Source organism: Actinophytocola glycyrrhizae (assembly GCF_042653545.1).
Lineage (GTDB): Bacteria > Actinomycetota > Actinomycetes > Mycobacteriales > Pseudonocardiaceae > Actinophytocola > Actinophytocola glycyrrhizae.
Window position 1 is genome coordinate 18,804 of record NZ_JBHSIS010000020.1, and the last position, 14,344, is coordinate 33,147.

The window sequence follows — 14,344 nt, forward strand, 5'->3', positions numbered from 1 at the left end:
GAACGGAATCACAGGAGGTCAACAGGTGTCCGCTGGTCCGCTGATCGGTGTCCTCGCGTTGCAGGGAGACGTGCGCGAGCACCTCGCCGCGCTCGAGCAGAGCGGTGCGCGTGCCACGGCCGTCCGCAGGCCGGCCGAGCTGTCCGAAGTGGACGGACTGGTCCTGCCGGGTGGCGAGTCGACGACCATGTCGCGCCTGCTCGACATCTTCGAGCTCCTGACCCCACTGCGTGCGCGTCTCGCGGCCGGCATGCCCGCGTATGGTTCGTGCGCGGGCATGATCCTGCTCGCGAACAAGGTGCTCGACGGTCGCGAGGACCAGCACCAGCTCGGCGGGCTGGACATGATCGTCCGGCGCAACGCCTTCGGGCGGCAGGTCGACTCGTTCGAGGAGGACCTCGACTTTGACGGCGTGGGCGGCGGCCCGGTGCACGCGGTGTTCATCCGCGCACCGTGGGTCGAGTCGGCGTCGCCTGCGGTCGAGGTGCTCGCGCGGGTGAGTGACGACCCGCAGGTCCCCGGCGGTGCGGCGGCCGCCGGTAGGATCGTCGCGGTCCGGCAGGGATCCGTGCTGGCCACGGCGTTCCACCCGGAGCTGACTGGGGACACGCGCGTACACAGGCTGTTTGTCGAGATGGTGGAGGGTAGATCGTGAGCGGAGCTTGCGGAGCGAACCAATCAACACAGGGCGTCCGCGAGCGGTCGCTCGGAGCCTGCGAGGAGCGATCGTGAGCGGCCACTCAAAATGGGCGACGACGAAGCACAAGAAGGCCGCACTCGATGCCAAGCGGGGCAAGCTCTTCGCCAAGCTGATCAAGAACATCGAGGTCGCGGCCCGTACCGGTGGCGGTGACCCGGACGGCAACCCGACGCTGTTCGACGCCATCCAGAAGGCGAAGAAGAACTCGGTCCCGCAGGACAACATCGAACGTGCCCGCAAGCGCGGCGGTGGCGAGGAGGCGGGCGGCGCCGACTGGCAGACGATCATGTACGAGGGCTACGGCCCCAACGGCGTCGCCGTGCTGATCGAGTGTCTCACCGACAACCGCAACCGCGCCGCGAGCGAGGTCCGCACCGCGATGACCCGCAACGGCGGCAACATGGCCGACCCTGGCTCGGTGGCGTACCTGTTCAACCGCAAGGGCGTCGTGCTCCTGCCGAAGAACGACCTGTCGGAGGACGACGTGCTCATGGCCGTCCTCGAGGCCGGTGCCGAGGAGGTCAACGACCTCGGCGAGAGCTTCGAGGTCGTGTCCGAGGCCACCGATCTGGTCGCGGTGCGCAAGGCGCTGCAGGACGCGGGCTACGACTACGAGTCGGCGGACGCGAGCTTCCTGCCCTCGGTCAGCGTCCCGCTCGACGCGGACGGCGCGCGCAAGGTGTTCCGGCTGATCGACGCGCTCGAGGACAGCGACGACGTGCAGAACGTCTACGCGAACTTCGACATCTCCGACGACGTCATGGCCGAGGTTGATGCGTAGCACCCACGTGACGCGGTGGCGGCGGGTGGCATGAGTGACCACCTGACCGCCGAGCACCGGCAGCTGCGCGACCAGTTCATCGCGCAGTCCAACGCGCAGGGTGCCGCGATCGTGGAGGTGGCGGGCGACGACAAGCATCCGCCGTACACGTTCTCGGTCGGTGCGTGGCGGCGGTTCCACGTGCCGGAGGCGGTGACGATCGGGCTGCCTCCCGGCGGGGGCGAGCTGCTAGTGCGGAACTACGTGCGCCGCGCGGGCCATGGCGAGCAGTTCGTCCCCGGCTCGGTGTGGGACGACCTGCTCGAAGGCGTGCTCGTCACGGTCGAGAAGGTCAGCAAGGGCCACTACTACACGTACTTCGGCAGCGTCTTCCTCCTCCACCCCGATGGCGACTTCGACGCGGTCCAGCTGATCACCGCCACCCCGGACGACCAGTGGCCGTGGGAGCCCGACGCGCCCGCCGGTTTCGACCGGTGGCAGCCGCTGCTGACCGCAAGCCACGCCCCGGAGAGCTGGACACCGGGCGTCGACGGGCCATGAACGACGCGCCTGCCATCCACATCGGACCGCTCGCCGCGGCGCACGCCGGTGAGGCGCTGACCGTCCAGCGCGCCGCGTACGTCACCGAGGCGCAGCACTACGACGCGCCCCGCATCCCGCCGCTCACCGAGACCCTCGACGAACTGCGCGGCGACCTGATGTCGGGGGTGCCGGCGTTCGGCGCCTGGACCGGCACCCGGCTCGCCGGTTCGGTCCGCGGCCGTGTCGACGGCGACCGCATGGAGGTCGCACGGTTCTCCGTCGCGCCGGACCTGCAGGGGCAGGGGATCGGCAGTGCGCTCCTGTCGGCGGTCGAGGCGGCCGCGCCCACCGAGGTCCGCACCTTCTGGCTGGTCACCGGCGCCGACAGCGAGGCCAGCCTGCGCCTGTACCGCAAGGCGGGCTACGAGGTCGTCGCCGACACCACGGACGCCGTCGGTGTCGCGCTGGTCGTGCTGGAGAAGGTCCGTAGTTGATCGCCGTCGGCGGCGGTGCGGCGTCGCGTACTCCCAGCGCGCGGGTTCACCCGCGGCACAACCGGCGGATGTCCTCGGCGTGCCCGGGGTACTCGGCCACGAGGTCGGCCGCGTCACCGAACTCGACGCAGTCGTCGGTGTAGGGCGGCACCACCACGCACCCCATCAACGTCCACGCGCCGAGCGTTTCCGCTGCCTGCCACGTGCCGGGTGGCACGACCACCTGCGGCCGTTGCCCTGCCGCGAGGTCCGTGCCCAGCACCTCGGTGCGTGCCGTGCCATCCGGTGACAGCAACAACATCCGGGTCGGCGCGCCCGCGTGAAACGTGAAGATCTCGGTGCGGTCGAGCCGGTGCACCGCAGAGAACTCCGGGTCCGCGAGCAGGTAGTAGATGGCGGACACGGTGCCGGACCGCCAACTCTGCGCGAACTGCCCGCCTTCGATGGGCAGCGGTTCGAGGCCGAGCAGCGACGCGATCTCCCGGGGCGTGGACATACCCACGATCATGCTCCACCCTGAACGAATGGCACGACCGCGTCCACACGACATGTCAGAGGAGCAGCTTGGTTTCCGGCCCCGGAAGGCGGTCCGCTGGCTGGCTCCGAGAGTCCTGGTCACCACGGGCGCGCAGTCGCTGGTCGCCGAGATCTTCGGGTCGTACGCGGACAAACGCGAACTCCAGGGCGGTCTCCCGGCTCAGGTGTACGACCACGGCGCCGGCGACGAGCTGTGGCTGGACTTCGTAGCCGATCTCGGGGACGGGTTCGACGCCACCTACTCGGTAGCCTCGCTGCTGGCCGCGCCGGCACTGGACCTCGACGGGCCGAAACCCCGTGGCAGCCTGCTCGTCATGGGCGGCGACCAGGTCTACCCGGCCGCGTCCACCAACGCCTACGAGGACCGCAGCAAGGGGGTCTACCGCGCCGCGCTTCCCGTCGCGCCGGAGGACCCGCCGACGCTGTTCGCCCTGCCCGGCAACCACGACTGGTACGACGGACTCACCTCGTTCCTCCGCGTCTTCGCGCAGCGGCGGCCTTTCGGCGGCTGGAACACCGAGCAGACCCGCAGCTACTTCGCGGTGCGGCTGCCGCAGAACTGGTGGCTGTACGCCATCGACACCCAGTTCGACGACTACGTGGACGCGCCGCAGCTCGAGTACTTCCGCGACGCGTCCGCGCAGCTGCGGGAAGGCGACGCGGTCATCCTGTGCACCCCGACCCCCGCGTGGGTGCAGGCCGGGTGCGGCGGCAGGGCCAAGGGCTACGACACCATCGAGTTCTTCCAGCGCGAGGTGGTCCGGCCTTCCGGCGCGTCCGTCCGCGTCATGCTGACCGGCGACAAGCACCACTACGTCCGGTACACCGAACGCGGCGGCACCGGGCAGAAGATCACCTCCGGTCTCGGCGGCGCCTACCTCGCGTCCACCAGCAGGCTGCCGCCGACACTCGACCTGCCGGGGGAGAAGTCACGGGTCCGGGAACCGTCCCCGCCCAGCACCTTCGAACTCGCCGCCCGCTACCCGGAACACTCCGGCAGGCTCGCGGCGGGCATCATGAGACTGCCGTGGCGCAACCCGGGGTTCTGGGGCCTGACCGGCATCGCGCAACTCGTCGCCACCGCGGCCGTCCTGTACGGGCTCGCAGAGTCCGCCGTCCGGGACGGCGTGTTCGGACTGCTGGCGGCGTGGTCGCCCGCGGTGCTCGCCGCCGTGGTGCTGGTGCTGGCCGGTGTCGCGTTCGCGCGGTTCGACGTGCCGACCTCGAGCAAGAGAAGTGTGCTGGCCGGTGTCGTGCACGCGGTGGCGCACCTGGCGCTGAGCGTGGGCTGGGCACTGGTGGTCCGCGCGCTGTACCCGGCGCTCCCCGACGGGGTGGCCGCGGACTGGCTGATCTTCCTGATCGTCGCGGTCGGCACCCCGGTGGTGATCGGTTTCGTCGACGCCGAGGTGGTGGCCCTTTACCTGCTCGTCGTGAGCCGGTTCGGGATCAACCTCAACGAGGTGATGGCGGGCCAGAGCATCGAGGACCACAAGGGTTTCCTCCGCATGCACGTCGGCGCGGACGGCACGCTGACGATCTACCCGGTGAAGCTGCCCCGCGTGGGCCGCGAGTGGATCGCCGACCCCGGCGGCGCACCCACCGACCCGTGGCTGCGCCCGGCCGAACCACTGAAGGTGGAACTGATCGAAGCGCCGATCAAGGTGCCGCGCCACCAAGGGACGACCCGTAAATGAGCCGTGGGTGAGGAACCTTCGGGTTCGGCCCGCTCTGCGCGGGGATCGGGAGTTCCTCTTCGCGGTGAGGCGAGCGGCCCTGCGGGCATACGTCGAACAGACGGTGGGATGGGATGAGGCCGACCAGCGCGTAGCCGCTGACAAGGAGTTCGCCGAGCTGCCATTCGCCGTGGTCGAGGAGAGCGGTCGGCACGTCGGCTACGTGTGTGTCATCCACAGGACTGAGTGCGACTTCGTCGACGAGATCGCGCTGCTCCCCGAGGCGCAGGGGCGTGGCATTGGCACCCGGCTGTTACGGGACATCCTTCTGGCTGCTCAACGGCGCGGCGTTCCGGTCCGGCTCAGCGTCTTCGTCAGCAACCCCGCACAGAGCCTCTATGCCCGCCTCGGGTTCGAAGTCGTGCGCGTCGAGGGTCCGCGAATGGCCATGGAGTGGACCCCGCGCAACGCGTGAGGCGGCTTGTCGTCCGGGTGTTGTGGTTGGCTTGCCCCACCATCGGGTCGGGTGGGCAGGGGCCCGGCTTCGCCGGCGCGTGGCGCCCTGGCTTGGTGCTGTGAAAGGCACTTGACGGCGTCTGCGATGCCGTCGAAGGCGCTTCACGACATTTGGCCCCCCTGCGGATGTCCCGCCGGGAGCTGCGCCAGGCTCACTTCAGACTATGGCCGCGTTACCGGGGCTGGGAACGGCCGGGGCGGATGGGTGAGGGGGTGCCCACCCGCCCCGGCCCCCGGGTCACTGGCGGCGGGGGAGGTTGAACTCCTCCATCGCCATGACCGGACGCAGGTGTCGTTCCGCGCCGCCCTTGGTGAAGGCGGCACGCAGGATGTCGCCGCCGAGCAGGTTGCCGAGCGCACCCATGATCATTCCCTGGTCGAGGGCGAGGTACCGCTTGGCGACCTTGCCGCTGCGCACGGCGATCGCGTCGTAGTAGCCGCCGGGGCCGTAGGCGTCGAAGTCGCGGCGCAGCTTCGCCAGTTCGGTCAGCGCGGCACGGGGCTGGTAGGGCAGCGCCAGCACCACCGCGTGCGGGGTCACGACCCCGTCGCCGTACTCCGCCGGCGGTGGCTGCGCCGCACGGCAGCCCTCGAAGCCGACGTCCACCGACGTCTTCTCCTGGTCGCTCGTGTACCCCGGCCCGTCGAGACCCATGACGTCCACGCCGTACTCGCGGTACCCCCCGTCGGGGTTGGACGACGGCGAGAAGCCCCAGTACCCGTACTTCGCGTCGTGCAGGCCGTGCTCGATCTGGCCGCGCACGTACACCGGGTGCTGCCGCGCCCACGAGTCCCCGCCCCAGCGGACCTCTGGCACGAACATGTCCGGCATCAGTGCCTCGAACATGTCACCGCCCCACGTCGGCACGAACCTCAGCCCCCGGTAGGTGTAGTTGCCCTCGAACACCGGCACACCGAGGTAGTCCACGAACTCGCCGGAGGGCTTCTGCTCCTGCCAGTCCCAGTCACACGTGTCGGGGAACGTCCGCCACGGCGCGAAGTAGTGCGCGGGCGGCACCTGCCCCAGCGCGATCGCGACGTAGGAGATCATCCGGGTCTCCGAGGCGAACGAGCCGTAGGTGTGGCAGGTGTAGTGGACGTTCGGTCCCTCGCCGGTGTAGTTGCCCTCCAGCGAGCACTGTGGCGGCGGCGTGTCCCAGAACCCGCCCCGCATCAACCCGGCCGGGACGTCCGGGCCGCGGCCCTGCGGGTCGTAGAAGAACGAGAAGTCCATGGGCGCGAGGAGTTCCCGCGCCTGCGCCCGCACCTCGGGCACCGCGTTGCGCACCACCATCAGCGCGGCGGCGAGCCACGCGTTGTCCACACTGGACGCGAACGGGTACACGACCGACCCGTCCTCGGGCCACGTGGTCAGCCGCTCCAGCGTCACCGGGTCGTACCAGTTGTAGAACTGGCCGGACGCCGGGTGCCGCCGTAGGTGCGCCAGCGAGGACAGCGTGGTCCTGGTGCGCGACACCAGGTCCCGCCGCGAGATCACCCCGAGGTCCTCGGCGACGATCGCCGACCACAGGTACGAGCCGATGTTCGTCGGCGACGTGTACTCCGCGCGGGTGGCCGGGTCGAGGTCGCCGCCGATGTTGTCGGCGGGCATGCCCGTCTCCGGCACGGTCATCGCCTCGAACGACCGCCACGTGTCCCGCACGAGCGAGAGGTGGGGAGCGGCCGCCGCCGTGGCGGGTGCGAGCGGGGTCAGCAGCGCGGCCGTGAGCACGGCGACACCAGCCAGTCGTAATCGGGACATGCGGGCACCTCTACTTCAGTCCGGTCGTCGCGATTCCTCGGACGAAATGACGTTGCAGCAGGATGAAAACGATGAGCACCGGCAGCACGACCACCACCGCGCCTGCCAGCAGCAGGTCGTACTCGGTCCGGTTCTGGCCGATCGCGTACAGCGCGAGTGCGACCGGCAGGGTGTAGGTCTCCTCCCCGGTCGCCGCCACGAGCGGCCACAGGAAGTTGTTCCAGGAGCCCAGGAACGTGAGGATGCCGAGCGTGGCGAGCGCGGGGCGGCACAGTGGCAGCACGATCTGCCAGAAGATCCGCAGCTCGCTCGCCGCGTCGATGCGGGCCGCCTCCAGGAGGTCGTCGGGGATGGACAGGATGAACTGGCGCATCAGGAACACGCCGAACGCCTGCGCCAGGTAGGGGAGGATCAGCCCGGCCAGTGTGTTGACCAGGCCCAGGTTCGACGACAGCACGAACAGCGGCACCATCGTGACGATGCCCGGCACCATCAGCGTGCCGAGCACGATGCCGAACAGCAACTTCCTGCCCGCGAACGGGAGCTTCGCGAGCGCGTAGCCCGCCGCGGAGCAGAACAGCAGGTTGCCGACCGTGGTGACCACCGCGACGACCGCCGAGTTCGTGAAGTACGTCGGGAAGTCGAGCCGGTCGAACAGGGTGCCGTAGTTCGCGAACGTCGGGTCGTGCGGCCACCACGTCGGCGGGTCGGCGCGGATCTCGCCCTCCGGTTTGAACGAGGACAGCAGCATCCACACGAACGGGCCGACGACGAGCACGAGCCCGCCGAACAGCAGCAGGTACAGCACCGCCTTGGCGATCCGGTCGCGCGAACGGAGCCGCCCGGTCGTCGATCGCTCAGTCATCGACGTTGTTCCTCAGCAGCTTGAACCAGACGATGGACAGCAGCACCACGATCACGAACAGCACGTAGCCCATGGCCGACGCGTAGCCGTAGTTGCCGAACCCGAACTGGTTGTAGGTCGCGTAGGCCATCGACAGCGTCGAGTCGAGCGGGCCGCCCTGCGTCATCACGAACGGCTCCTCGAAGAACTGCACATAGCCGATCGTGGTGATCACCGCGACGAACAGCATGGTGGGCCGCAGCAGCGGCAGCGTCAGGTACCGGAACCGCGCGAACCGCCGCGCGCCGTCGACCGTGGCCGCCTCGTACAGGTCCTTCGGGATGGCCTGCAGCCCGGCCAGGAAGATCACCATGCCGAACCCGAGGTTGCGCCATGCCCCCATCACGATCAGCGTCGGCAGCGCGAACGTCTCGTTGCCGAGCCAGTTGGGCCCTGCGATGCCGAAGAACCCCAGGATCTCGTTGAGCAGCCCGGTGTCGGGCTGCAGGACGAACCGCCACACCACCGAGATCGCCACGATGCTGGTGACGACCGGCAGGTAGTAGCCGACCCGCAACAGCGTCCGGAACCGCACGAGCCCGGAGTTGAGGCCGAGCGCGACGAGCAGTGACAGCGCCATCGTGAGCGGCACACCGACCACCACGAACACCGCCGTGTTGCCGGCCGCGGTCAGGAACTTCTCGTCGCCGAACAGCCGGACGTAGTTGTCCAGCCCGACGACGTTCACGCCGAACGGGTCGAGCAGGTCCGCGCTGCGCAGGTCGGTCACGCTCATCACGAGCGAGGCCACCACCGGGCCCGCGGTGAACACGAGGAACAGCACCGCGAACGGCAGCGCGAAACCCCAGCCCGCCAGCGTGCGGTTGGTGCGCCCGGCCCGCGCGGGCCTGCGCGGGCCAGGCGCGACCGCGACCGCCGCGGCCGGGCCCGGCGCGACGGTGCGGTCCCGGACGCCCGGCACGTCAGTCACCGGTGCCGATCGACGTCGCCTGGGACTGCATGGCCTTCGCCGCGTCGGCCGGCGACGACGCGCCCTTGGCGACCTTCTCCAGCTCGGTGTCCACCCCGGCCGCGATCTGCTCCCACGTCGGGATCGACGGCGGCGCCTTGGCCTTGTCGAGCTGGTCGCCGAACACCTTCAGCTGCGGGTCGCCCGCGAGCGTCTCGTCGTCCCACGCGGCCTGCACCGACGGCAGGTCCGAGACGGTCCGGTACCACTTGACCTGCACGTCCGGCCGCATCAGGTACGAGACGAACTTCCATGCGGCGTCCCGGTTGTCCGCGTTCTCGAACACCGACAGGTTGCTGCCGCCGATGAACGAGGTGTGGTCCCCGGGACCGCTCGGCATCGGCCACAGGTCGTACTTGCCCTCGCCACCCAGTTCGTTCAGCAGCCCGATGTGCCACGGGCCGGACACGAACGACGCGATCTCACCGGACAGGACCTTCGGCTCGGTCTCGCCCTCCCGCAGCCGGTCCTTCGTGGACAGTCCATCGTCGTAGAACGACCGGTAGTACTCGAGTGCCTCGACGACCTGCGGGCTGTCCAGCGTGAACTGGGAACCGTCGTGGATGTCGCCGCCGTTCTGCCACACGAACGGCATCACGGTCTGCCACGCGCCCATCTGCCCGGGCTGCAGGTAGGTGCCCCACTTGGCGCCGCCCTTGGCCTGCATGTCCCTGACGGCCTGCTTCAGGTCGTCCCACGTCCTGGGTGCCTCGGTGATCCCGGCCTTCGCGGCGACCGCCTTGTTCACGTACAACAGCCGGGTCTCGACGTACCAGGGGACGCTGTAGGAGGTGCCGTCCACGACGCCGGTCTCCCACGCGCCGGGGAAGAAGTCGCCCTCGGACACGAAGTCCGGTGGCACCACGTCCAGCGCGCCGGTCTTCGCGAACTCGCCGACCCACGTGGTGCCGAGCATCGTCACGTCGGGTGTCTCCTGGCCCGCGATCGCGGCCGCGAGCTTGTTGTGCGCGCCGTCCCACGGCACCGGCGTGACCGTGACCTCCGCGTCCGGGTTCTCCTTCATGAAGTCGTCGGCGAGCACCGACAGCTTCTCGCCCTCGGTGCCCATGGCCCACACCGTGATCTGGCCGGACGCCTTGCCGCCGGAGACCTCCTCGCCCTGCTGTGCACCCGCGTCCCCGCTGTCCCGCCCGCACGCCGACGCGACGAGCGCGGCCGCGGTGAGCGCGGCGAGCAGCACAGTTCGCCTGCTGGCTCGGGGTGTCATGACTCGTCCGCCTCCCCGAAATCAACACTTGTGGTTGCGTTGAGCCGGCATCGTCCAGTTCGGCACGTGTCGGTGGCCGGACCGCGTCCCGTTCCCCTTGGGCGCGGTTGGGAGCCACGCGGCTCGGGGTGCAAGGCAACGCGGCGACTTGACGGTGTCATCCCCTACCTCCGGGGTCGTGGGGTCCGCAGCTGGTGCGGATCACCAGCCGGGTCGGCAGCACCTCGTGGCGTGCCGTGGTCGTGGTGCCGCCGATCCGCTGGTCGAGCCACCGCGCGGCGGTCGCGCCGAGCTCGCGCATCGGCTGCCGCACGGTGGTCAGGCGCGCGTAGCCGGCGGCCATGATGTCGTCCCAGCCGGTCAGCGCCAGGTCGCCGGGCACGGACAGCCCCAGGTCCTCCGCGGCGCGCAACGCGCCGAGCGCCACCTCGTCGTTGGCGCACACGACCGCGTCGGGGCGGGTGCGCAGCACGTCCTTCGCCGCCGCGTGGCCGGACCGGACGTCGAACGCGCACGGCGTGGCGGCCGGGACCGGGAACCCGCCGTCGGTCAGCGCCTTCCGGAAACCCTGGTAGCGCCCGGCGACGTCCGGTGACTCGGCAGGGTCGCCGAGGAACGCGATACGCCGGTGGCCGTGGCCGAGCAGGTGCGCGGTCATGGCGCGGGCGCTGGTCTCGTTGTCGGCGGTGACGGTGTCGACGAGCCCGACCGGCGGGCGGGCCAGCAGCACGAGCGGCAGCCCGGTGTCGGCGATGCGGGCCACCACGTGGTCGCCGACCGTCCGGCCCATGATCACCATGCCGTCGACGCGGCCGGCCAGCTCGAGCGCCGCGTCCTCGGCCTTCGCGCGGCCGTTCGTGGCGAGGATCAGGACGCTGCGGCCCAGCTCGGCGACGACCTCCTCGTACCCGAGGACCACCTCGGCGTAGTACGGGCCGGACAGGTCGGGGAACACGATCCCGTTCGCGGCGTGCTGGCCCTCGGCGAGCGCCCGGCCCGCCCGGCTCGGCCGGAAACGCAGCTCCTCCGCGACCTGCCGGACGCGGCGCCGGGTGCCCGGTGCGACCAGGTCGGAGTCCCGCAGCGCACGGGAAACGGTGGCGATCGACACCCCGGCCCGTTCGGCCACCTCGTAGATGGTGACCGGCCGCCGTTCCCGACCAGACATGGCTGCCTTCCGCCATTGGAAGCGCTTACATTTCCGTTGTCTGAAGTTCTAACACGCATGTCAAGTGAAGGCGCTTACATGGCGGACCTCGGCTGGCGGGCGGCGTTCTATGCGGTGGCCGTCCTCGCGCTGGTCGCGGCCGCGCTGACCGTCCCCGGTGCGGTGGAAGGGGAGCGGAAACCGGGTGAGGGCGCCGGGCTGCGTGCCACGGCCGGTGCGGGCCACCCGGTCGTCGCGTGGACCGGCGCGGGCGTGCTCGGGCTCGGTGCCGTGTCGGTGCGCGGGGAGCAGGGCCTCGTCGCCTAGGCTTCGAACTGATGTTCTCGACAGGCAAGACCATGCGCGTGCTCGGCGTCGACCCCGGCCTGACCAGATGCGGGATCGCCGTCGTCGACGGGGCGGTCGGCAGGAAGGTGACCTGCGTCCAGGTGGACGTGGTGCGCACCCCGGTCGACGCCGACCTCGCCGTGCGCCTGCTCGCCGTGTCCGACGCCGTCGAGGAGTGGCTCGACCGCCACCGCCCCGACGCGGTCGCGGTCGAGCGGGTCTTCAGCCAGTACAACGTCCGCACCGCCATGGGCACTGCCCAGGCAGGCGGCGTTGTCGCGCTCGCCGCGGCCAGGCGCGGGCTGCCGGTCGTGTTCCACACGCCATCGGAGGTCAAGGCCGCGGTCACCGGCTCCGGCCGCGCCGACAAGGCGCAGGTCACGACCATGATCACCAAGCTGCTCGGGCTGCGTGAGGCGCCCCGGCCCGCCGACGCTGCGGACGCCATCGCCATCGCCGTCTGCCACATCTGGCGCGCCCCCATGCGCAACCGGCTCGCCGAGGCCGAGGCCAGGGCCGCGGAAATGGCCCGCAACCACAAGGCACGCATCGCCGCCGCTTCGAAGAGAAAGACCACGACATGATCTCCCGCGTTCGCGGAACGGTGCTCTCGATCAGCCTCGACCACGTGGTGGTCGAGGTCGGCGGGGTCGGCCTCGCGATCACCGCCACCCCGGCCACGCTCGCCACCCTGCGCACCGGCGAGGAGGCGGTCCTCGAGACCACGCTCGTCGTCCGCGAGGACTCACTGACGCTGTTCGGTTTCGCCGACTCGCAGTCCCGCGAGCTGTTCGGGCTGCTGCAGACCGTGTCCGGCATCGGTCCGCGCATCGCCATGGCCACGCTCGCCGTGCTCGACCCGAACCAGCTGCGTGCGGCACTGGGCGAAGGCAGCGTCGCGGTGCTCACGCAGGTGCCGGGCATCGGGCGCAAGGGCGCCGAGCGTCTCATCATCGAGCTGCGGGACAAGGTCGGCTCGCTCGCAACCGTGACCGCGGAGACCGTCGCGACCGGCAACGGTGTGGTGCGGGGGAGTGTCGTCGAGGCCCTCGTCGGGCTCGGGTTCGCGGCCAGGCAGGCCGAGCAGGCGGTCGACGCGGTGCTCGCGGAGAACGGCGTCTCCGACACCCCGACCGTGCTCCGCAGGGCACTCGCCACCCTGGGCAGGAAGCGGTAGCGGGTCGTGCACGATGAAGCCGTGACCGACCCCGGTGAGATCGCGCCAGAGATCGCGTCCCCCGAGCCGCTGCCGGGGGACGACGAGGCGACGCTGCGCCCGAAGCGGCTCGCCGAGTTCGTCGGCCAGCACCGGGTCCGCGAGCAGCTCGAGCTGGTCCTGCAGGGCGCGACCCAGCGCGGTGTCCCGCCGGACCACGTGCTGCTGTCCGGCCCGCCGGGGCTCGGCAAGACCAGCCTCGCCATGATCATCGCGGCCGAGCTCGGCAGCTCGCTGCGCCTCACGTCGGGCCCCGCGCTGGAACGGGCGGGCGACCTCGCGGCCATGCTGTCCAACCTCGTCGAGGGCGACGTGTTGTTCATCGACGAGATCCACCGGATGGCCCGCCCCGCCGAGGAGATGCTCTACCTCGCGATGGAGGACTTCCGCGTCGACGTGGTCGTCGGCAAGGGGCCCGGCGCCACCAGCATCCCGCTCGAGATCGCGCCGTTCACGCTCGTCGGCGCCACCACCCGCTCCGGCTCGCTGACCGGGCCGCTGCGGGACCGGTTCGGCTTCACCGCGCACATGGAGTTCTACTCGGCCGCCGACCTCTACCTGGTGCTGCGGCGCTCGGCCGGCATCCTCGGCGTCGACCTGCGCGGCGACGGCGCCGAGGAGATCGCGGGCCGCTCCCGTGGCACGCCCCGCATCGCCAACCGCCTGCTGCGCCGCGTGCGCGACTTCGCGGAGGTGCGCGCCGACGGCGTCGTGACCAGGGACATCGCCCGTGCCGCGCTCGAGGTCTACGACGTCGACGAGCAGGGGCTCGACCGGCTGGACCGGGCTGTGCTCGGCGTGCTCGTGCGGTCCTTCGGCGGCGGGCCGGTCGGTGTGTCGACGCTGGCTGTCGCGGTGGGCGAGGAGCCAAGTACGGTGGAGGAGGTGTGCGAGCCGTACCTGGTGCGGGCGGGCATGCTCGCCAGGACTCCGAGGGGTCGGGTCGCCACCGCGGCGGCGTGGTCCCATTTGGGGCTTTCGCCCCCGGCTAACGCTCCTGGCCCGGTCCCGCCTACGCTGTTCGACAGTGACACGGACAACACTGCGCACACCGCAGAGTAGGCAACTCACGGATGGACAAACATGGATATCCTTCCCCTGCTTCTGATGTTCGGCCTGCTGGGCGTCATGATGTACTTCATGACCCGGCGCCAGCGCAGGGCACAGCAGGAGCAGCAGGCGCTGCAGAACTCGCTCGCTGTCGGTGACCGCGTGATGACGACCTCCGGCCTGTACGGCACTGTGATCGACGCCGAGGACAGCGCCACCATCACGCTCGAGATCGCCCCTGGTGTCGAGACCGAGTGGCTGCGTGCCGCCGTGCGCGAGAAGGTCGGCCCGGTCGCGGAGAGCGACGACGTCGAGGACCTCGAGGACACCGACGTGGCCGACGAGACCGAGACCGTCGACGCGGCGACCAACGAGCCCGCGGTCAAGGACGCCGAGCTCGAGTCCGGCAAGAAATAGCGCCTTGCGTGAGCGTGACGTGACCGTCTGACAACGGCCTCACGTCACGGGAGGTACGCTGCGCCCTCACCCACAC

Annotated in this window: 17 protein-coding genes; 11 read left to right on the top strand and 6 right to left on the bottom strand. The window is 70.5% G+C overall.

Annotation, left to right across the window (positions count from 1 at the left end; genetic code table 11):
- Window positions 1–25: 25 nt before the first annotated feature.
- The 4 genes from pdxT to ACFPCV_RS28230 all read left to right on the top strand — a co-directional run bounded on the left by pdxT (window position 26) and on the right by ACFPCV_RS28230 (window position 2,497).
- On the top strand, window positions 26–655 hold the full coding sequence (gene pdxT / locus ACFPCV_RS28215) for a pyridoxal 5'-phosphate synthase glutaminase subunit PdxT (RefSeq protein ID WP_378059399.1): 630 nt from the start codon (window positions 26–28) through the stop codon (window positions 653–655).
- Between the two features lie 73 nt (window positions 656–728).
- Window positions 729–1,481 (top strand): YebC/PmpR family DNA-binding transcriptional regulator, encoded by a 753-nt coding sequence (locus ACFPCV_RS28220; RefSeq protein ID WP_378059400.1) that lies wholly within the window; start codon window positions 729–731, stop codon window positions 1,479–1,481.
- Between the two features lie 30 nt (window positions 1,482–1,511).
- On the top strand, window positions 1,512–2,021 hold the full coding sequence (locus ACFPCV_RS28225; RefSeq protein WP_378059401.1) for a DUF4262 domain-containing protein: 510 nt from the start codon (window positions 1,512–1,514) through the stop codon (window positions 2,019–2,021).
- Entirely contained in the window at window positions 2,018–2,497 is a 480-nt protein-coding gene (locus ACFPCV_RS28230; protein WP_378059402.1) for a GNAT family N-acetyltransferase, read from the top strand. The genes ACFPCV_RS28225 and ACFPCV_RS28230 overlap by 4 nt, the downstream gene beginning before the upstream one ends.
- Before the next feature lie 46 nt (window positions 2,498–2,543).
- On the opposite strand, the gene ACFPCV_RS28235 is transcribed toward ACFPCV_RS28230, so the two are convergent.
- A complete protein-coding gene (locus tag ACFPCV_RS28235) occupies window positions 2,544–2,993 on the bottom strand; it encodes a cupin domain-containing protein (RefSeq protein ID WP_378059403.1) in 450 nt (149 codons plus the stop codon).
- A 28-nt stretch (window positions 2,994–3,021) separates the two neighbouring features.
- On the opposite strand from ACFPCV_RS28235, the gene ACFPCV_RS28240 reads away from it, so the two are divergent.
- Both ACFPCV_RS28240 and ACFPCV_RS28245 read left to right on the top strand, forming a co-directional pair.
- Window positions 3,022–4,731 carry a metallophosphoesterase family protein gene (locus ACFPCV_RS28240; protein WP_378059404.1) on the top strand — a complete coding sequence of 570 codons (1,710 nt, stop codon included), beginning with the start codon at window positions 3,022–3,024 and terminating at the stop codon, window positions 4,729–4,731.
- Between the two features lie 7 nt (window positions 4,732–4,738).
- Window positions 4,739–5,185 carry a GNAT family N-acetyltransferase gene (locus ACFPCV_RS28245; RefSeq protein WP_378059405.1) on the top strand — a complete coding sequence of 149 codons (447 nt, stop codon included), beginning with the start codon at window positions 4,739–4,741 and terminating at the stop codon, window positions 5,183–5,185.
- A 279-nt stretch (window positions 5,186–5,464) separates the two neighbouring features.
- Here ACFPCV_RS28245 and ACFPCV_RS28250 read toward each other — a convergent pair whose 3' ends face one another.
- The 5 genes from ACFPCV_RS28250 to ACFPCV_RS28270 form a co-directional block, all read right to left on the bottom strand.
- Window positions 5,465–6,988, bottom strand: coding sequence for a glucoamylase family protein (locus ACFPCV_RS28250; protein ID WP_378059406.1), 1,524 nt, complete (start codon window positions 6,986–6,988; stop codon window positions 5,465–5,467).
- Between the two features lie 10 nt (window positions 6,989–6,998).
- A complete protein-coding gene (locus ACFPCV_RS28255; protein ID WP_378059407.1) occupies window positions 6,999–7,853 on the bottom strand; it encodes a carbohydrate ABC transporter permease in 855 nt (284 codons plus the stop codon).
- The gene (locus ACFPCV_RS28260) at window positions 7,846–8,823 is read right to left on the bottom strand and encodes a carbohydrate ABC transporter permease (protein ID WP_378059408.1); all 978 of its coding nucleotides are present in this window, start codon (window positions 8,821–8,823) and stop codon (window positions 7,846–7,848) included. The genes ACFPCV_RS28255 and ACFPCV_RS28260 overlap by 8 nt, the downstream gene beginning before the upstream one ends.
- Window positions 8,816–10,090, bottom strand: coding sequence for a sugar ABC transporter substrate-binding protein (locus tag ACFPCV_RS28265; RefSeq protein ID WP_378059409.1), 1,275 nt, complete (start codon window positions 10,088–10,090; stop codon window positions 8,816–8,818). The genes ACFPCV_RS28260 and ACFPCV_RS28265 overlap by 8 nt, the downstream gene beginning before the upstream one ends.
- A gap of 157 nt (window positions 10,091–10,247) precedes the next feature.
- A complete protein-coding gene (locus ACFPCV_RS28270) occupies window positions 10,248–11,258 on the bottom strand; it encodes a LacI family DNA-binding transcriptional regulator (protein ID WP_378059410.1) in 1,011 nt (336 codons plus the stop codon).
- Window positions 11,259–11,336: 78 nt separating this feature from the next.
- Here ACFPCV_RS28270 and ACFPCV_RS28275 point away from each other — a divergent pair, with 78 nt between their 5' ends.
- From ACFPCV_RS28275 to yajC, 5 genes are read left to right on the top strand one after another with little or no spacing between them, the layout of a single operon-like run.
- The gene (locus ACFPCV_RS28275) at window positions 11,337–11,564 is read left to right on the top strand and encodes a hypothetical protein (protein WP_378059411.1); all 228 of its coding nucleotides are present in this window, start codon (window positions 11,337–11,339) and stop codon (window positions 11,562–11,564) included.
- A gap of 32 nt (window positions 11,565–11,596) precedes the next feature.
- Window positions 11,597–12,169 (top strand): crossover junction endodeoxyribonuclease RuvC, encoded by a 573-nt coding sequence (gene ruvC, locus ACFPCV_RS28280; protein ID WP_378060030.1) that lies wholly within the window; start codon window positions 11,597–11,599, stop codon window positions 12,167–12,169.
- Window positions 12,166–12,762 (top strand): Holliday junction branch migration protein RuvA, encoded by a 597-nt coding sequence (ruvA, locus tag ACFPCV_RS28285; protein ID WP_378059413.1) that lies wholly within the window; start codon window positions 12,166–12,168, stop codon window positions 12,760–12,762. Before ruvC ends, ruvA begins: the two co-directional genes overlap by 4 nt.
- A 21-nt stretch (window positions 12,763–12,783) precedes the next feature.
- Window positions 12,784–13,863 carry a Holliday junction branch migration DNA helicase RuvB gene (ruvB, locus tag ACFPCV_RS28290; RefSeq protein WP_378059415.1) on the top strand — a complete coding sequence of 360 codons (1,080 nt, stop codon included), beginning with the start codon at window positions 12,784–12,786 and terminating at the stop codon, window positions 13,861–13,863.
- A gap of 21 nt (window positions 13,864–13,884) precedes the next feature.
- Window positions 13,885–14,268, top strand: coding sequence for a preprotein translocase subunit YajC (gene yajC, locus ACFPCV_RS28295; RefSeq protein WP_378059416.1), 384 nt, complete (start codon window positions 13,885–13,887; stop codon window positions 14,266–14,268).
- The last annotated feature ends 76 nt before the right edge of the window (window positions 14,269–14,344 follow it).